Below are 19,877 nucleotides of genomic sequence, written 5' to 3' on the forward strand. Positions count from 1 at the left end.
GTCAAGTTGTAAAGGAAAGGTATATATACTTGATAAAGCTAAAATTAATATTCGATTGTATATAACTTGTAAATTTATATAATTATTTTAGACAAGTCTATTAGTAAAATAATAATATTTAGTTTTATAGCAATATAAATTACTTTTTTATATTGATGCAAATTGAAATTGTATTTAAGTATAAATATTAGTATAATAAATAATAGATCGAATGGACTTTCGATCTATTATTTACTTTCATGGAGATGGATTTATGAGAATTGGATTAATTGATGCAGATTTAATGGATAATGGTACACGACATCCTAATTTAGCTTTAATGAAATTAGCAGGATATTATAAGTTTAAGGGACATGAAGTTACTTTAATTTATAATAATTATAAAGAAGTAAAAGAATATGATAAAGTATTTATTTCTAAAGTCTTTTCTTTTACAAATGTTCCTAAGTGGGTAGTTGAGTTGGAGCATGTTAAAATAGGGGGAACGGGTTTCTTTCCAGATGGCGGAGAAAACTTAAGCCCTGAAATAGAACATCACATGCCATATTATGATTTGTACAAGGAATATGTAGAAGAACAATTAGCTTTAGGTAAAAAAAGAAGTAAATTTTCAGATTACTTAGATTATTCTATAGGTTTTACAACAAGAGGATGTTTTAGAAAATGTTCTTTTTGCGTTAATAAGAAATATGATCGAGTATTTAGACATTCACCGGTATCAGAGTTTTTAGATAATACAAGACCATTCATATATTTATGGGATGATAATATTTTGGCTTTCGAAAACTGGGAAGAAGTTTTAAATGATATAGAATCTACTGGAAAGAAGTTTCAGTTTAGACAAGGAATAGACATAAGGTTAATGACTGATAAAAAGGCAAAAAGATTTAATGATGCAAAGTATCATGGAGATTTTATTTTTGCTTTTGATCACATAAAAGATAAAGAGTTAATTATTGAAAAAGTACAATTATGGAAAAGGTATTCAACAAAGATTTGTAAGATGTATGTTATTAGTGGATATGAATCTCAAGATTCAGAAGATATTAGATTAGTATTCGAAAGAATTAAGATACTTATGAAGTATGGATCTTTACCATATATAATGAGGTATGAAGATTACAAAAAAAGTAAATATAGAGGTATGTATGTTCAATTAGCTAGATGGTGTAATCAACCTAATTTCTTTAAAAAGAAATCATTTAGGGAATTCTGTATTACTAATCAAGAATACCATTCAAATAAGGAGACTAATTGTGCTGCTTACCAAGCAATGATAGACTTTGAAAATGACTATCCTGAAATTGCAGCAGAATACTTTGATTTAAAGTTTGAGGAAGAGAATATGTATAAATTCCAATATGGATTTGGAAGAAGATATGCTAACAAACATTTATGTAATACATGTATAAAGAAGAACATTACCTGGGAATCAATTAAGAATAACGAAGTTGATGAAGAAGAAATTCTTAAGCTTTATTTTACTAAGCAAATTGATTTGCAATGTTGTAATTATGAAAACTCAATTTGTAATAATATAGAATTATATAGCAAGTATATAGTAGCTTTATTATTAAGAACTAGTATTAAAGATATTATTAGCTATATAAGTAAAAGTAATTGTTTAGAGAACTTATTAGCAAGTGAAAAGGTGAAATTACAAGATCACAATGAAGCACTATTTACGTTAATAGAGTTTTTAAGCAAAGATTCAAATAGAGTGTATACCTTAAAAGAAATCTCTATAGGAATAGGGAAGAATTGTGATGATAAATCTTTAAAAGATACTGAAGAAAATTTAAAATTTGCAGCATTATTAGATTTAGTTCAAATAACAGGATCAAGATCTAAAGCTAATGTTATTTTATCTAACTTAGGCAAGGTATATTCTAGTTGTAGTAATAATGAAAAAGAGAAATTAATATTAAGATTATTATTCAGAATTCCAAAGGTACAACAGGAATTCATAAATGAAAATGATAAAAATGTTTATGAATACGTTAATATCCCAAAAATAATTGGATATAGAGGATCAAATTCGAAAAATATGGTAAAATTAATAGATAAGAGTATTTGATTGATAAATTATTTGATTTAATAGATGGATATTAGGTGTAGGTAGAGTTTAGGCTAGCTTAGAAACAACTAGATTAATTATGAAATAATTGATCTAGTTTTACCTGAGATAGCTTTAATTTTTTAATTAATACAATAGATAATAGTTGGAGGGGTAAAAATGGCTGAAACTTGTTTTCTAGATGAGTTGAAAAAGTTGAAGATGTCATCAAAAGAGGCAGTAGATAACATTGAGGATTTTAGTGAATTTAAGCAATATATGCATGTTGAAAGAGTGATAGAAAAAGAGCTGAAAGGGATATTAGATGATGCAATACGTGCTTCAATGGGAAGATTAATTTTAGTATGTGGTAGTGCTGGAGATGGTAAATCTCATTTACTATCGTATTTATTGAATAAATATCCAAAACTTAATGATGTGATAGAGGTACATAATGATGCAACAGAAAGTTTTGACCCTAAAAAGACATCTTTGGAAACGTTAAACAAAGAATTAGAAGAGTATAATGATGAAAATATAGATAACTCTGAGACGATTAAGGTGTTGTTAATTAACTTAGGTACATTAACTAACTTTATTGATTCAGAGTATGGAGAAAATTTCAGCAGGTTAAAAGACTATATAGAAAACAATCAAATATTAATGGTAGATGTAATTAATAAAATAGAGATTAAGAATAATAAATTTTCATATGTAAATTTTGCAGATTATCATATGTTCTCTCTAAATGATGATGGAGTTGGATGTGAATATATTTATGAACTTATGGACAAGGTGTTTGCTAAAGTTGAGAGTAATAGATTTTATACAGAGTATAGAGATAAATGTTCCATATGCCATGTAAGAAAAAGATGTCCTATAAAAGAAAACTTTGAGCTCTTAAGTAAAGATGAAGTGAAGAAAGGAGTTTCATATAAACTAATTGAAATAATGATAAAAGAAAAAGTGTCTATAACTACAAGATCAATATTGAACTTTATATACGATATTATAGTTTATCCAGATTTTAATAGCTTAACTAGAGAAAAATTTCTTAAAAAAATAGATAGATTAAATATTATAGAATATATGGAAGCATTAACTGCAAATATTATGTTTACAAATAAAGATTCATCTAGAATTATAAAGGCCTTAAGTAATGTTGATCCAGTGTTATGTTCTAATGAGGATATGGATGATTTAATAAATAGGTTAAATAGAGAACCTTATTTTGCAAGAAAATATTTAGAAAAAGTATATCCATTAGATAACACATATGTTGTAGATGTATTAAATGATGAGGCTGAACTCAAAAGAATTTTTACTAATTCTAAGATAAATAGACAACAACTTCAAAAGTGGTTGATTAATCATTATTTGAGACTAGATTATTTATGCAACAGCCATACCGAATTATATACGGATCCTGTTTATAGTGAATTTATTAAATACCTATATTATTTTAATACTAATAATATCGCAGAATTAGGAGCTTTATATGACTCAGTAAGTGAAGCTATATATAAATTGGATAATGCTAAATCATCTGATAACAATATAAGAATAAATATGGGGAAATCACAAAATAGATTTAAGATATATGAAAAGTTATATTTAGAATGCAACGAAGATGAATCCGAAAATAAAGTTTTAACAGGTAGGTTAGATAAGTTTGTATCAAACATAATATTGGATTTTGTTATAAAGAATAGGGTTGATAGATTAACTGTTAAGCTTGATTACAAGCTATATAACTTATTAACAAAAGTAAGACAAGGGTATATTCCCAAAAAAAAGGAAAGAAATGATTTTATTAGCTTTATTGACTCCATTGAAGATATAAAGAATTATGGGGAGCAAAATAAAGAGATCTATATTAAAGAAAACATAGCTGATGGTGTAGAAACATTTAAATTCACTAAGAAGTTTGGTAAGTATAAATTTGAGAGGATTAAATAATGGTATATAAGATTGATATAAACAGAGTAAAGAAGGATTATAGTATGCAGGATCCGACTAAGAAGCCAACACACAAGCCTAAAACAAAAGATAAATTAATAGTTCCATACAATGTTAGACCACTAAAGGAGCATAAGGATATTATAAAAAGGTTTGATGAGTGTATAGGATCTTTTTGTTGCAACTTATTAAATTGTAATACAACTGACTTTAATAAAGATTCATTCTTTTCAGATATTATAAATACGGTAGAGTTTGAGACTGAATATGAAAGAGAAAAGTTTAAAGAGATAGTTTCAACAGTTTTCTTTGATAAAGATAACAACATCTCAAAGTTTCATCCAAAAGTTTTAGTTTATTCAACTACAGAAGAAGAAAACATAGAAATGGGCAATTTCCTATATGATGTTTTATTTGATGAAAAAGCGAGATATGGAAAATTTATTGAAGACGTATTTGAAGATAAAACAGGAAATGTTTTATCTGATTTAATTTTAGATAAGCTACCAGAATTAGATATAAATAGTGAAAGGAGAGAGAAACAATATAAGAACTTCGCAGAAGAAATTACATCTGTCTTTAATGAGGATTTGAGGTATATTTTAGAAAGAAATAGAGACTTTTGTTCTCAAATAGTAACTCTTTTAAAGTTCTATTATGTAGTTTATATATTAAGGTCAGTTGGTAATTTAAATAATATGTTTCATGAAAAGGAAGTACCACCAATATACTTTACATTTGATTGGGAAAAGGTTTCTAAAGGGCGTATAGGCTATGAAAATGGTTGGTGCTTAGTAGAAAGTGCTATAACTAGTTTAAGATCTCATGAAATATGCCTAAATATTTTAAACTGTTCTGAGGATGGCCGTAAAAAGTATAATTACAAGGAATTTAAAGAATTAGTTAGCAAAATGAATGATGATGAAAAACTAGAGACATGGGAGAATTTATCTGAAGTAGTAGGTATGTATGAAACTGCTATAAAAGATGAAAATGAATATTGGAAAGAATATGAATTTTCCTCTGATACTGATGATGATATTTTAGTTGAAGTTGAGAAACTATATGGATTAATACATAATCATCATTCGAAGGTTACAAATGCTATAGAGTTAAGTCGTCGTTATTATGATTGGTTTTTTGAGTTTTGTAGAAATAATTTTTTGAGAAACAGAGGAAGAAATGGAATGACATTAAACTTAACAGAAGAGTATGTAATACTATTAACTAAACTATGTATTAAAGATGAGCAGAAGGTTAGATTGCAATACATTATAAAAGAACTTGAAAGAAGAGGGGTTTATCTAGATAAGGATTCAAGAAATAGATTAATTGATTTTTATCAAAGATTAAATGTATTAGAAAAGAAAAGTGATAGTGGGGATGCATTATATGTTAGAACAATTTTATAATTTTTTAGCAAAAAAGGTTATTGAATATTTTGAAGGGACAAGAATTTCTTATGGTGATAGATACGAAATTCAATTTGAAAAAGAGTCAGATGTAAAGCACTTATATGAAGAAATTAAAAATCTCTCTGACAGTAAAGTATTTAAATATCAAGTTAATGAGAAGTACGAGGAATATACGACCTATTCAATTAAGTTTAGTGATGTCATATTAATTGTTGCAGCTACAATTGATGGTATTAATCCAGATTTCTTAGCTACATTAAGAAATGAAGTTAGTACAAACATTAAGTCTCAATTTAAGAATTCAGCTATATTATTCATTCATACAAGTAATAAAGATACTATAACAGATGGAGTTATAAACTTTCAAAAGGAAGGTATGCCATTCCATTCTAAGACATTAATAAATGATATAAATTATCTTATAGATACAAGTAATCTTGCATTAAGTGCAAAATATGTATTAAAGTTTGACCTAAGGAGAAGGGAGAGGGAAGACTCTGATGAAGGGCAATCAATATTACAGTATAGTGATATAATATCTATAATAAATAAAGGCTATATAAATGATTTTGAATTTAAAGAATTTGGATTGTTTAAAGATTATAAGCTGGATACAATTAATGATGAGAAAGAAGCTATTAGTAGGTTAAATGATAATTCCCAAGCATACTTAAAGATAGACAATATCCATAAATATGGTGGAGATATAGAGAATAATTTAGAAAAATTTTTAGATGAAGCAGGAAAAAGAAAATTATCTAATAAAGCCTGGTTTAATGAAGAATATAAATTTGTTAGGCAGTCTATGGATAATTATGACGAAAAAGATATCGTATATGAAGGTACCTCTATAGAAAATATCTCTAAGGAAGATTACTGGGAGAAAGAAGAAGGCCCAACTAAGGCGCAAAAAAGAAAGAGAAACATAATTATTTTTAATAAGGATAAAGTTGATACTATCAAATTATCTTTTGCATTTGATAATAAGTTAGAAACTATGAAAGATAAAGGTGTTAAGTGTGATTTTGGGCAGAATATTTCAGCTAAAATTAATAATAGAAAGATTAATGTTATATTAGAAGACTTAGAAGATAAGGTTAGTTTTTATAAGATATCGTACTCAGGAAAGAGTAAGTTTGAGTTTAAGATAATTATTATTCCAATGGATAAATCTATATTTGAAGATACAGTTGTAAGAACTGATTACACTATAAATATAGATAAAAAGAAAAAGGAACAAAATATTACGCTGACAACATCAGATTCAGAAATTACATTAAATCCATATGGAGAAGATATATCATCAATAACTTTGAATTTCCAAGATGAGAATGTAGCTATTAATTCTATTAATAAGTTTAAGTTAAAAAATAATATAAAAATAGATGAAAATGAAGATGTATATAGATTTAATCTTATTCTAGATAATCTAACAATTCCTTTTAATATTGTTGGAAGCAACTCTAAGATTACACGTATTAGTGGAAGACAAATTTGGATAAATAAATTAAGGTATAAGAGTAGCTATAAATTTTTAGATAATAAAATTATTAAAGATGATGATGTTAATTTTGCTTATGATGAATTTAAAGTTAATCTTGATAGAGAAGAGTTTATCTTAAAAAATGGAGGAATGGCATTTGTAGAATCAAATGGGAAACTAAAAGTTAGAGAGTTAAAAGTTTGTAATCATTTAAAAAATGCGTATAACAGAATTCTTGAATACTATAAGTCAAATGCTGCTTTACCAAGCTTAGCTTATATTGATGAAGATTTAGCAGAAAGATTAAAATATTATATTGATATATATTATTCGAACTTAGAAAAGATTAAGTATAATGACAATATGTGTGATGAATTTGTTGATTTATTAAGAGTTGGAACAATTGAAGGAATGGATTCAACTAGCCAGATATTATTAACACCATTGCATCCTATTAATGTGTCATATCAACTTATGATAACAGAAGAGTTAAAAAATAAAGTAATTTCTGATGAGGAAGACTTAGAAAAAGAAATTGCCAATAAATTAGATTCAACAAACCTTATTCCTTATATATCTTTTGGTGGAGAAAAGCTTTATAGCTCTGTAGAACAAAATCATTCTAAGGAGTGGAAGCAATATGTAATAAATGATGTTAATTTTAATGAAAGGAATAGAGGCTTTGTTAAAAAGTTAGTTAGAGAAAAAATAAACGAATTTATAAAACACTTTAAGACTTTATTCTTATCTACAGAACTACCATTAAAGATTAATTTAATTAATACAGGGTACTCTAAAGATATTTTACAAGGGATAATAGACTATTATACCGAAGTATTAAAGAGTAAGGGAATTGGGAAGTTAAGGCCACTTATTATTAATATATATAATAAGTCTGGCAATAGCGTATTTGAGGATATTCAAAATTATGTGAATGCTGATGAAGCTGAGGAAAAGCTAGGTTTATCATTTGGAATAAAATCTAGCAACAAAAAGTATTCTAAGGATGATATTTTTGATATTATAAATTCAAAGCTTAGCTATTATATAAAGAATTACGATACTACTAAGTATGAATACAGTCATATAACATTCTACGAAATGGAGCATGAATTCTCTAATAAAAATACAATAATGGAAAATATAAATACGGGTGTATCACTTGGTGGATTATTATCATCAGTTCCTTCTAAAGAAATAGCTAAGTCATATAGAACAGGTTATGGAACTAAGTTTATTTATTCTAAAAATAACCTTCTAAAAATGGCTACTAAAATGAATGCATTAATTTGTTCAGCTGAAAATCAATCACCATATGATGATAGTCGTTGTATAACTACTGCTATAGATGAATATAAAGAAGATCAATTAAATCGTATTTATGAATCTTCAACTTGGGTAACATTCATAAATCCAATGGTTGGGTTACAATTCTTTAAGGATACTATTGAAGAGAAAGATTTACTTATTATACATTATAGTGATCAATATACTCCATCTTCTGGATATGACTCTATTACAGTAACTAAAAAGACTAAGCAATATAAGGACGTAATAAAGGCTTTCTTAGAAAACAAAAATGTCTTAATAGGAAATAATGATGAGTTAATAACTAAAGTAATAAATTGCTTTAATGCTATAAATGGAGATTGGTTGTTAAAAATTATTTCTTGCAATGGATACGAAGATAGAGAGAAGCTTAGTATTATATCGACTATAAAATTAAGTTTAGCATACTTTTACAATAAAAATATAATATGGGTTCCTATTTCTTTAGAGGAAATTCTAAGAGTATCCAAAGGTTGTGGGTTAAGTAGTAAAGAAGGTTTGTTCTCAGTAAGCAATTTAAGTGGTGATGGTGCTTATTCAGATGATTTGCTATTAGTTGGAATAGAATGCTGTGCTGATGGTAATATAGATGTTCACTATTATCCAATTGAAGTTAAGATTGGACAAATTAAAGGGGATGTAACTAAAAAAGCAAAGTTACAAGCTTACAAAACAAGAAACCATATAGAAAGGAATATAAGCAAAGAAATTAACGATAAATTACAAGCAAAGATATTTAGAGACTTCCTAATTAAATTAGTTCTTGTAAGTATTGAGAAATTAAAACTTTATAATGTGTGGGATGAACAAAAGTGGGATTCTATTATAGAAACTGATGTAAGAACAAAGCTATTAAATGATGATTATAGGATATCTAATAGTTTAGATGAAATAATTGGAAGAGGTGCTATATTTACTTTTAAAAGCGATATATCATTTGAAAAGAATGGAGAACTTGTTTCAATTGGTGTTGATGAATTAGGAGATGATTTTAAGCAGGAAGAATATGATAAGGGAAACAAGATTTTAGAATTAATATTCCCAGAAGCATCAGGCTATAGAAATATTTTAAAAAGTATTGAAGAAATAAAGAACAATTTTATATTAGATAAGAGTGATATAAAAAGTGATGCATTATTATATAACCTATATAAAGGTAAAATCTGTGAAGCATCAGTAGATAAAACTTCTAATGATGAGTATAATTCAGATGATGAAAATCCTAGTGTGCCATATGATAAAGATAATTCAGGTGATATTGAAGATATAGCAAAAAATAATGATCCTTTATCTATAGTTTTTGGAATGGATATTCATAGGGATACTAAGGTGACTTGGTATCCAACTGATTCAATACAAAATAACCATACAAATACAGGTATAATTGGAACTATGGGAACAGGAAAAACTCAGTTTACTAAATCTCTTATATATCAATTAAATAAAAATACCTATCAAAATATTGATGGTAAAAAGATTGGGCTATTAATATTTGACTATAAAGGTGATTATATAGATAATGAATTTGTTGAAGCTACAAATGCTAAGGTATATAAGACATATCATCTTCCGTTTAATCCATTAGAATTAGTTCAAGGGAATAAGGAGAAAAACTTATTACCATTACACACTGCTAATGCTTTGAAGCATACTATGACTACAGCTTTTGGTTTAGGCACAGTTCAAGAGAACAAGCTAAAAGAACTTATAATGAGTGCATATGATAAACATGGAATTAAAAAGAATGATCCAGATACATGGAATAATAAACCACCTACTATAGCAGAAGTATGTATGGAGTTTTTTGATAATGAGGATTTAAAGCAAGATAAACTATTTGCATGTTTAGATAAGTTATATGATTTTGAAATATTCGATCCAGATGGAGATAATTCTAAGTCATTATATGATATGATTGATGGGGTTACAGTAATAGATCTTTCAGATAGCGATTCAGATATTCAAAATTTAGTTGTAGGTATAATACTAGATATATTCTATTCACAAATGAAAGTATTAGGAGAGAGTAAGCTTTACGGAAAGTATAGGCAGTTAAGTAAGATGATATTAGTTGATGAAGCTGATAACTTCCTATGTGAAAATTTTCAAAGTTTAAAAAAAATATTGAAAGAGGGGAGAATGTTTGGAGTAGGAACGATACTATCAACACAGTTACTAAGTCATTTTTCTGCAGGGGATAATGAATATGCCAACTATATATTAACTTGGGTAGTACACAAAGTATCAGATGTTTCAATAAAAGATATAAAATATATATATAATACAACGAATAGAACACAGGAAGATGAGCTATTTACTAAAATTAAGTCATTGGAAAAACATAAAAGCTTAGTAAAGTTAGGAAATGTTGAAGATGTTATCTATATGGAAGATAATGCTTTCTGGATGGAAATGAATAAGAATAGATAAGAAAAAGGGGCTGTCTCGTAAATGATTTTTTATCATTTACGTAGACGGCCCTTTTTTATTATTTATATACAATTATCTATAATTTTTATGGTAATAGTTGATATTTAAAATTATTCTAAATACAACAAATAGAAGGTATCATTAGAACCTCCTATTTGCAAAATCATTACTTTACGCTATTTTCATTTCATGTAACAATATTCTATTTCTATTTTGATTTATTTTGTTAAATAATTTTTTAATATTGTACCCGAAACAAAGAAGTAAAAATTCAACTTTTATATTTTTACTTCCACGAAGCAAGAATATTCTAAATCCGTAATCTTGCTTTAATACACCAAATGCTACCTCGACCTGTATAGATATATTCATTCTTAATAACTTCCCTTCATGAGTCGTTATATTATCTAATGATTTTTCACGATATTTTATAAAGTTTTTTTGAAACATGCAATCTTTTATTAGCATTAGCTTTAGTACATTTATTTTTATAAGGACATCCACTACAATTTTCACATTCATATATAGTAATTGTTGATACATAACCTGATTTGGAATTTATATATGTAGTTGAAACAGGGATTAATTTATTTCCTAAAGAACATATATAATAATCATCTTCGCTAATATAAGTCATATTTTCTCTCTTACTAATGTCTTTTTTTGACTTTTTAGATTTTGACTTTTCATAAGTTTGTGGTTTTATATACGAATTTTGATTATGTTCTGATAAGTAATTATAGTTTTCTTCACTTTCGTATCCAGCGTCAGCTATAACATTTTCAAACTTCATAGGTAATTCTTCTAATTTATCTAAGAACGGTATTAATGTTAACTGATCTGAACGTTCACTAGACACATTAACTCCAATAACATATTCACACCTTCAACGCCAATTTGAATATTATATCCAGGCTTTAATTTACCATTCTGCATATGTGCTACCTTCATATGCATGAAGGTAGCGTCGTTATCAATCTTTGAAAAACTATTTCTTCCATTAAATATACTGTTATAATTATCATATTTACTTTGTTTTTCAATAAANTTGAAAAGTGTTGCTGAAGTAATAAAAAGTGTTGTTAAAAGAGAGGGAGATTTAGTAGCACGTTTTGGTGGAGAAGAATTTATAGTAATGCTATCAAATACTACAGAAAAAGATGCTTTAGTTATTGCAGAAAGCATGAGAGTTCAAGTTGAAAGATTGGCAATTAAAAATGAAAAAATAGATTCAGTAATAACAATTAGTTTAGGGGTAGCAGTAACAATACCTGATATTTATATTAAACCATATGATTTAATTAATAGAGCAGACAAATTATTATATAAGGGAAAAGAAAGTGGAAGAAATAAAGTTATAAGTTAAAATAATAAATTGAAAAAAGTTATTTAATGGGGAATATTAATTATATTCTTTAAAATCTAAAAATTAGTTATTGGGGAATAAAAGAATTTTCGTAAATTTATGGTTTTATATATGAATTTTGATTATGTTCTGATAAGTAATTATAATTTTCTTCGCTTTCGGATCCAACTTCAGTTATAACATTTTCAAATTTATCTGTAGCTTTTTTACCCTGCAAAAGCCAGATAAAGTTAATATCACTATTACATACAGTTTGAATTTCTCTACTGGAATATAACTTATTCATATATCCATAAACTATAATTTAAAATAAGATTACAGGATAAACTGCTGGGTTTCTACCTAATGTAGAGTATGGTTCATATAATTTTCTATAATTTAACCCCTCCTAAATCATTCTTTTTTGGTATAAAAGTAGCCTGTATAATTAAATTGCTTTATTCAAATGGAAGAGTTTTTTCAATAATAAAAGAAAAGGATATTACAGTTTATTCCTTGGTAAGCTGTGGTTTTATGAAGGACAACAGAATTTAGTAGCTATGGAAATAATGAAAAATTGGTGTGAAAAAGCAGGATTACAATGGGAACAGGGGCTTGGAATTGGTGCTGGTGGAATGATAACAGCCTTAAAAGGTGTGGAAATTGGGTATGGTCCTAAGAAAAACCTAGATGTAGAACTTAAAGAACTCTCAAATAATATATTAAAAAAATCATCAGGAGAAGACATATTTATTACAGCTAACTTTCCTAGAAGAATGTATAAACTTCTATCTGAAATTGGATGGAGAAAGTCAATTAAAGATAATTGGCTAAAGAAAAAGGATTTATTTTTAAGAAAACAATAGAAAAATTATAATTTTTGAGGTTATTAAAGAAAGGTTAAAATGCATTGCTTGAAGAAATTATATGTTTGAAGATAGAATAAAGCTATTAAGATACAAGGGGGAACAAATATGTTCAATGAGAATTTAAAAGCTATCAGAAAAAGCAAAGGCTTTACACAAGAAGATTTGGCAATAAAGGTTAATGTGGTACGTCAAACCGTATCGAAATGGGAAAAAGGTTTATCTGTTCCTGATGCTATTACATTACAGAAAATTGCAGATATATTAGATGTAAGTGTGAGTGAACTATTGGGAGCCGAAATGAAAGAAGAAAATAATAGAAATGAAATTGCAGAACAGTTAGCCAGAATAAACGAGCAGTTAGCCATTAAGAATAGAAGGTGGAATATTTTTTGGAAAATAGTAGGAGTAATTATATTGGGATTAATACTTTTAAATATTGTTGGGCTTATTTTGTTTACTAATATTAAAACTGATAAATTGGAAAGAATAGATGTTGAAGAAATGATTATTGAAAAAGAATGATAAATTTTAAAGAAACGTGGAATAAAGTTTGTTGGAACAAAACAATTTACTAATCTCTTCAAGCAATAGCTATAGTCAATGACCATGAGACTAATTGTGATTTTAGATAATTAAAAATCACCCAGTGTATTTTTATATTGGGTGATTTTATAGTTATTAAGAGATTTATTAACCTGGGATTAACATATATAGCCATAGTGTGTTAAAATTAATATATAATTAATTAAAAAATGAATTTAAAAGAAAGTCATCAAATCACTATATTTTAACTTTTGAATATACAAATTATTAATTTTAATATGAACTATAGTATAATTTGTAGAATATAAGTAAAATAGTAATTGACTTAGATTTAAATTTAAGTAGTAAAGTATTAATATAGGATACTTTATAATAATATAAATTTTGTGAATTTTTTGAAGAATAAAAGGAAAGTGAGGATACTTAATATGAATAAATTTGTTTATGACATACCTGTTAAAGTTTACTTTGGTGAAAATCAACTTGGTAACTTAGGGAAAGAGCTTAAAAAATATGGAACTAGGGTTTTAATGACTTATGGTGGAGGTTCTATTAAGAAGATAGGACTTTATGATAAGGTTGTGGCTGAAATTGAAAAGGCTGGATTAGAATTATTCGAACTTTCAGGAATTGAACCAAATCCTAGAATTACATCAGTAAATAAAGGAGCTGAAATTTGTAAAAATGAAAAGATAGATGTTCTTTTAGCTGTTGGGGGTGGCTCTACTATTGATGCTACAAAATTTATTGGAGTTGGAGCCTTCCATGATGGAGATGTATGGGATATTTTAACTAGAAAGGCTGAAGTAAAGGATTGTCTTCCTATAGTTACAATTCTGACTCTTTCTGCGACAGGTTCAGAAATGGATAATGGTGGGGTAATTACTAACTTAGAAACAAATGAGAAAATTGGTTATGGTCATCCTAAGATGCTTCCTAAGGTTTCTTTCTTAGATCCAACTAATACTTATTCAGTAAATCCTTATCAAACTGCCTGTGGTGCTGCTGATACTTTATCTCATATTATAGAAGTTTATTTCAATATGAATCAAGATTTATATATGTTAGATACTGTAGCAGAAGGACTTATGAAGACAGTTATTAAATATGCACCAATTGCAATAAAAGATCCAACTAATTATGAAGCACGTGCAAACTTAATGTGGGCTTCATCTTGGGCAATAAATGGATCTATTAGTGGAGGAAAGGCACAAGCTTGGAGTTGTCATCCAATGGAACATCAACTTTCCGCATTTTATGATATTACTCATGGTCTAGGACTTGCCATTTTAACACCTCGTTGGATGAAATACTGTTTAGATGAAACAAATGCATCAAAGTTTTATCAATTTGGATGCAATGTATTTGGAATAGACAAAAATTTAGATAAAATGGTTGTTGCAGAGAAGAGTGTAGAAATGTTATCAGATTTCTTCTTTAACACTTTAGGATTAGACAGCAACCTACAAGCCATAGGAATAGATGAATCTAAGTTTAGTTTAATGGCCAATAGAGCTTGCAAAGGAAACGTCATTAAAGGATTTAAAGATTTAGATCAAAAAGCTATAGAAGAAATATACACGATGTGTTTATAGAAAAAAGCATAGCCCAAAAGAGTATTTAATATTTAATATAAGTTTAAGTAGGTATTTCTATATAGAAAGTTAAATGTGAAAAATGACTACCATTGTTAGTAGTCATTGATAGTTAGGATAAATTAATTATTATATGCAGTAATTGTAAATTCCATAGATTCAAAATTCTCATTCTTTATCAAAATAGAACTTTCTATCTTCTTGCCAGCTGTTAAATTTTTAAGATGGTCAGAGGTTTGATTAATAACAACACCTGAGGCATCTAAAAAGTCAATTTCTATTGTTAATGAATCAATAGTATAATCTGTAGTATTTTCAATAATAGCTTTATAATACGTTGAATATTCATTGGATTTTTCCTCATCCTTAGTATATGACAAGGTTTCACTTAAAGAATTTACAAATTCTTGAATTGAAATAAACTTCTTTGATGTACTGCTTAAAGCAATAAAGTCATTAAGGTTTTTACTATATTTCTCATTTACTTTAAGGTCGAAGTTTTCGTACAAGTCATTAACTAAAACTACACGATAATTATAACCTAAATCAAAGGTTTGCTCATAATCCAGATAATTGTTAGTTCTAGCATACTTTACACCTTCTTTTTGCAATTCTAGTGCAAAGAAATATTGTTTTGCTAATTTTGCAAGATCTTCATTTTCAAAAACATAATCATCATAAGATTTGAGGATATCAGTTTCAGCAGTAACACATTTAGTAAGATAGCTTTGATATTCCGAAGTAGACATTTTTTCAATAACTTCGCTTGAGCTTTCGCTTGAATCTACAAACTTCCAACGAGCTTCTAAAGCCTTACCCATATTTACTATAAAATCAGTATCTGTTAAAACTTTAGGTTCTTTCGCTGCTGAGCTACATCCAAATAAAGATATAGTTAAAATAAATATTGAAAATATGCATGTATATTTTCTTTTCATTATAATCACCTCCTTATAGTTTACAACTAAATTATAACATAAATTATATTATAATTACACAAAATTACAATTTATGTAGATATGTTACAGTAGGAGGTATTTATAATATTAGTAAGAAATTTATATATTAAATTAAAAAGTTGATTCTAGTCGAATGATTTAATGAATATACAGCAATAATACCAAATAAATCAATATAATTCATTGAAGTATATTATGATATTATTTTATAATTAGAAAGTAATTAATTCTGAGGAATATCAAGGGGAGATTTTAATTTAAATAAGTGGGGGAATTTTATAAGAATATTATTTTAAATTGTGTATTGTAGGGCATTTTAATTAATAAAAAGATAAAAATAAAATAATATAATAAGGAATAAATTCTATTTTTAGAGAGGATTTATAAAATGATCGAATGGAAGGATAAATATAAAACGGGCATAGAATTAGTAGATGAACAGCATAAGGAGTTATTTAGATTATTTAATAAAACATATAAATTATATTATAATGAGTTTTTAATAGATAAATATGATCAAATAATTGCAGCTGTTGAAGGGTTAAAGGAGTATACTAAATATCATTTTAAAGCTGAAGAAGAATATATGGTTTCAATTAGATATAATAAGTTTTTTGAACATAAATTAAATCATGATGACTTTATAAGAAAAATAGAGGCCATAGACTATAACATTATTGATAATAATCAACAAAGTCAATTGCTTGAGATATTAAAATATGTTTCTAATTGGATAATTGATCATGTTGTAACGGTAGATAAGGAAATACCTACAAATTAACAATAAATAATACATAAAATGTTTATTTAAAATACAATTTATATTAATCCGTGACTTCCTCAGATTAATAACCTAAATTTATAATATACATATTCAATTAATTAAAGTTTTAAGGATAATAATTATTTTAGAAGAAATAATATAGATTACAAATGCATATTTAAGTATAATGTAATAATTACCATATATATAAATAATAGAATAGATAAGTTTTAACTAGTAATATATACTTTAAAGAAAGGAGTTAGAATTATGTTATTTATGTTGATTGTAAAAGCTTCAAAGAATTCCGAAGCTGGTAATCTTCCAAGTCCAGACCTTATGGAAGATATGGACAAGTATAATGAGGATTTAATTAAGGCTGGAATTCGAGTTATGGCTAAGGGGCTTCACCCAAGCTCAAATGCTATGCGTATTTCATATTTAGAATCAGAAGCAAAACCAGTAATTACTTATGGGCCATTTAATGACACAAAAGATCTAATTGCTGGTTTTATTCTAATTGATGTAAAGTCTAAGGAAGAAGCTATTGAGTGGGCTATGCGTATGCCAGATCCCCAAGGTTATGGAGAAGGTCAGATTGAATTACGTCAGTTATTTGAATAAGTTTAATTAAGTAGTATCAATAGACTATATTATAGAATTTAATATAAATATTTAAAGAAAAATTAAAGTGCAATAGAGTAATAGTTATTCTTATGCACTTTTTTGATATAAAAATGTAAGTAGATGAAATATATATTTAAAAAGGACAATCATAGTGATTGATATTCAAGTAAATTTTTGTTTAATTTAATTAAATTATTATAAAAGTATGGAGCGGAAAATTAACTTATTACGTCTAATAAGTATAAGAATCTCAGAGAGGAGGTAGCTTATGAATTCCCTTTCGGTACCAGAGGAGAATAATATAACTAAAGGTCAAGATATAGAAAAAGAAATACAGAGGTTAATGGATACCTACGGTAATGATGTTCTAAGGACATCATATATGTATCTGAAAGATTTACAGAGTGCTGAAGATGCTTTCCAAGAAGTGTTTATTAAAGTTTTCAATAAGCTTGGAAGCTTTAAGGGAGAAAGTAGTGAAAAAACATGGATAATTAGAATAACCATTAATGTATGCAAAGATATGATGAGAAGTTCATGGATTAAGAGGGTGCTGCTTACTGATAAGCTAAAGGATAAGAATGTAAATATAGGAATTGAAAGTAGGATTATTAAAATAGAAGAAAATAAAATATTATTTGAAGAGGTAATGGCTCTATCAAATAAATTTAAAGAGGTTATTATACTTTACTACTATCATAATTGTAATACAACTGAAATAAGTAAAATTTTAAATGTGGCTGAAGGAACTGTAAGAAGTAGATTACACAGAGCCAGAGAAATTCTTAAAAGTAAGTTAGGAGGGAGGAGTGATTGGAGTGGAAGTAAATAAAATTAAGGATTTTAAGAATATAGCAGATGATATTATGAAAGATATTAAAGTAGATGAAGAGCTTAGGAATAAAACCTTTGAAAAGTGCTTAAAAAAAGAGAGTAAGTTAATTAATAAAATACTTATACTAGCTGCCAGTTTTCTCTTAATTATAGGAATAGTAAATATATATAATAGTCTTCTATTAAAGAATAAAGAAAAAAAGCAAGAACTTGATATTACTATGAATTCTGATGATACAGATATATATCCAGAGAATTCTACTAATATACTAAATGTTAAAGAAGAAAAAGAGTGGGTAATAGATACTATTGATGAGGCAAAAGTAGAGTTTGGAGACTTTTATCTTACACCTATGTACCTTCCAGAGGATTATAAAATTCAAGAAATTAGTGCTTGGGGGTTGGAGGAAGGACATGCGACTAGAATCATTAGCAACTATTTTTCAGAAAGAAAGTCCTTTATTATAATCCAAGAAGAGGGACAAATATCAAATGAATTTGGTGATTTTGAGGAAGTTGATATTAATGGGAGTATAGGATATATAAAGACAGATAGATTAACAGGAATAGAAAATGAAGATGGTGTTAATACACAGTTACATTGGTTTAATAATGAGGTTCATTATTTAATTCAAGGATTAATTACAAAAGAAGATGCTATTAAGATTGCAATATCTATGAAATAATAAAATAAATTATGGGAGTGATTTTTATGAAAAAATTTAAATTTTTAATAGTTTTCATTTTAGGAATAGGAATATCATTATTATCATCTAATACAGTTTTTGCAGAATTAAATGAAGAGAATAAGTCTGTAGATGAGATTATACAGATTGCTGTAGTTGACGAAGAATTAGCTAAAAAACAAGAAGAAATAGAAGATATAGTTTATAATAAAAATAGTAAGGAAATCCAAGAAAAAGGATTTACTGTATTAAGTACAGGAATGGTTGATAAATCTGTTGAGCTAAGAATAGAACCTTATAACGAAGAAAATGCTGAATATCTTTATAGTATTCTTGGAAGAGATAAGATTAGAGTTGTTGGTGGTGAACATGCTGAATTAATTAGTTCAGATCAAGATTCTGAAACTACTGAATTTAATATCACAAGTAATGAAGATACTGTTGAAGATGCTGAACTTTATACTGAAAATAATGATGGGGATAAATTAAATTTATATATTATACTAGTATCAATATTAGCAATTTCTGTACTTTCAGGAATTACTATTTTAATTAGTAAAAAGAAAAGTTAAGTATATTTTATTCTAATTTTTTTTGAAAGAGGCTGTTTTCATAGCCTCTTGATTTATTTTTTAGAAATATAAATATAAACTATATACATTCAAAAATAAAATTACAATAAATATTTTTATAATTTATGTACATTTACAGCCATAGGACCCTTTTCGTTTTCTTTAATATCAAAGGTTACATTCTCACCTTCATGTAAAGACTTTTCAGAGCCCTTCTCTTTTATTTGAGAGTGATGAACAAATACATCATTTCCTTCATTGCAAGATATGAATCCATATCCTCTATCACAATTAAACCATTTAACTACTCCTGTTATTTCTGCCATTAATTTTCCTCCTTAATTTTAGATATCATTAAATAGTATTTATCAAAATTTATGTTTTAAAACCTCTGCCATTAAGAAAGTGAAAA

At 26.9% G+C, this 19,877-nt stretch carries 15 protein-coding genes and 2 pseudogenes; 13 read left to right on the forward strand and 4 right to left on the reverse strand.

What is annotated here, in order from left to right; translation table 11 throughout:
• The first annotated feature begins 253 nt into the window (after window positions 1-253).
• The 4 genes from HUJ77_RS13065 to dptH all read left to right on the forward strand — a co-directional run bounded on the left by HUJ77_RS13065 (window position 254) and on the right by dptH (window position 10,672).
• On the forward strand, window positions 254-2,077 hold the full coding sequence (locus HUJ77_RS13065) for a hypothetical protein (protein WP_291709308.1): 1,824 nt from the start codon (window positions 254-256) through the stop codon (window positions 2,075-2,077).
• A 159-nt stretch (window positions 2,078-2,236) separates the two neighbouring features.
• A complete protein-coding gene (gene dptF / locus HUJ77_RS13070; protein ID WP_291709310.1) occupies window positions 2,237-4,015 on the forward strand; it encodes a DNA phosphorothioation-dependent restriction protein DptF in 1,779 nt (592 codons plus the stop codon).
• Window positions 4,015-5,427, forward strand: a complete 1,413-nt coding sequence (gene dptG / locus HUJ77_RS13075; RefSeq protein WP_291709312.1) for a DNA phosphorothioation-dependent restriction protein DptG — start codon at window positions 4,015-4,017, stop codon at window positions 5,425-5,427. Before dptF ends, dptG begins: the two co-directional genes overlap by 1 nt.
• Window positions 5,408-10,672: a DNA phosphorothioation-dependent restriction protein DptH gene (gene dptH / locus HUJ77_RS13080; RefSeq protein ID WP_291709314.1), complete on the forward strand. Its 5,265-nt coding sequence runs from the start codon at window positions 5,408-5,410 to the stop codon at window positions 10,670-10,672. The genes dptG and dptH overlap by 20 nt, the downstream gene beginning before the upstream one ends.
• 171 nt (window positions 10,673-10,843) lie before the next feature.
• On the opposite strand, the pseudogene HUJ77_RS13085 reads toward dptH, so the two are convergent.
• Window positions 10,844-11,719 (reverse strand): annotated as a pseudogene (locus HUJ77_RS13085) (transposase); the annotation flags it as partial.
• Window position 11,720: 1 nt separating this feature from the next.
• Between HUJ77_RS13085 and HUJ77_RS13090 the strand changes: the two are divergent.
• Window positions 11,721-12,038, forward strand: a complete 318-nt coding sequence (locus HUJ77_RS13090) for a GGDEF domain-containing protein (RefSeq protein WP_291709316.1) — start codon at window positions 11,721-11,723, stop codon at window positions 12,036-12,038.
• 199 nt (window positions 12,039-12,237) lie between these two features.
• Here HUJ77_RS13090 and HUJ77_RS13095 read toward each other — a convergent pair.
• Window positions 12,238-12,453 (reverse strand): annotated as a pseudogene (locus HUJ77_RS13095) (transposase); the annotation flags it as partial.
• Window positions 12,454-12,577: 124 nt separating this feature from the next.
• Between HUJ77_RS13095 and HUJ77_RS13100 the strand changes: the two are divergent.
• The 3 genes from HUJ77_RS13100 to HUJ77_RS13110 all read left to right on the forward strand — a co-directional run bounded on the left by HUJ77_RS13100 (window position 12,578) and on the right by HUJ77_RS13110 (window position 15,024).
• A complete protein-coding gene (locus HUJ77_RS13100; RefSeq protein WP_291709318.1) occupies window positions 12,578-12,883 on the forward strand; it encodes a hypothetical protein in 306 nt (101 codons plus the stop codon).
• A 108-nt stretch (window positions 12,884-12,991) separates the two neighbouring features.
• Window positions 12,992-13,408 carry a helix-turn-helix transcriptional regulator gene (locus HUJ77_RS13105; RefSeq protein ID WP_291709319.1) on the forward strand — a complete coding sequence of 139 codons (417 nt, stop codon included), beginning with the start codon at window positions 12,992-12,994 and terminating at the stop codon, window positions 13,406-13,408.
• Window positions 13,409-13,857: 449 nt separating this feature from the next.
• On the forward strand, window positions 13,858-15,024 hold the full coding sequence (locus HUJ77_RS13110; protein WP_291709321.1) for an iron-containing alcohol dehydrogenase: 1,167 nt from the start codon (window positions 13,858-13,860) through the stop codon (window positions 15,022-15,024).
• A 122-nt stretch (window positions 15,025-15,146) separates the two neighbouring features.
• On the opposite strand, the gene HUJ77_RS13115 is transcribed toward HUJ77_RS13110, so the two are convergent.
• Window positions 15,147-15,962, reverse strand: a complete 816-nt coding sequence (locus HUJ77_RS13115; protein ID WP_291709323.1) for an FxLYD domain-containing protein — start codon at window positions 15,960-15,962, stop codon at window positions 15,147-15,149.
• Window positions 15,963-16,371: 409 nt separating this feature from the next.
• Between HUJ77_RS13115 and HUJ77_RS13120 the strand changes: the two genes are divergently transcribed.
• The 5 genes from HUJ77_RS13120 (at window position 16,372) to HUJ77_RS13140 (ending at window position 19,465) form a co-directional block, all read left to right on the forward strand.
• Entirely contained in the window at window positions 16,372-16,764 is a 393-nt protein-coding gene (locus HUJ77_RS13120; RefSeq protein ID WP_291709325.1) for a hemerythrin family protein, read from the forward strand.
• A 252-nt stretch (window positions 16,765-17,016) separates the two neighbouring features.
• Window positions 17,017-17,370, forward strand: a complete 354-nt coding sequence (locus tag HUJ77_RS13125; RefSeq protein ID WP_291709328.1) for a YciI family protein — start codon at window positions 17,017-17,019, stop codon at window positions 17,368-17,370.
• A gap of 271 nt (window positions 17,371-17,641) precedes the next feature.
• Window positions 17,642-18,205 (forward strand): sigma-70 family RNA polymerase sigma factor, encoded by a 564-nt coding sequence (locus tag HUJ77_RS13130; RefSeq protein WP_291709330.1) that lies wholly within the window; start codon window positions 17,642-17,644, stop codon window positions 18,203-18,205.
• Window positions 18,183-18,893: a DUF4367 domain-containing protein gene (locus HUJ77_RS13135; protein WP_291709331.1), complete on the forward strand. Its 711-nt coding sequence runs from the start codon at window positions 18,183-18,185 to the stop codon at window positions 18,891-18,893. Before HUJ77_RS13130 ends, HUJ77_RS13135 begins: the two co-directional genes overlap by 23 nt.
• A gap of 26 nt (window positions 18,894-18,919) precedes the next feature.
• On the forward strand, window positions 18,920-19,465 hold the full coding sequence (locus tag HUJ77_RS13140) for a hypothetical protein (RefSeq protein ID WP_291709333.1): 546 nt from the start codon (window positions 18,920-18,922) through the stop codon (window positions 19,463-19,465).
• Window positions 19,466-19,581: 116 nt separating this feature from the next.
• Here the strand turns inward: HUJ77_RS13140 and HUJ77_RS13145 are convergent, their stop codons facing one another.
• Window positions 19,582-19,791, reverse strand: coding sequence for a cold shock domain-containing protein (locus HUJ77_RS13145; protein WP_291709334.1), 210 nt, complete (start codon window positions 19,789-19,791; stop codon window positions 19,582-19,584).
• Window positions 19,792-19,877 lie beyond the last annotated feature (86 nt).

The organism is Clostridium sp. (genome assembly GCF_021443865.1).
Taxonomy (GTDB): domain Bacteria; phylum Bacillota; class Clostridia; order Clostridiales; family Clostridiaceae; genus Clostridium.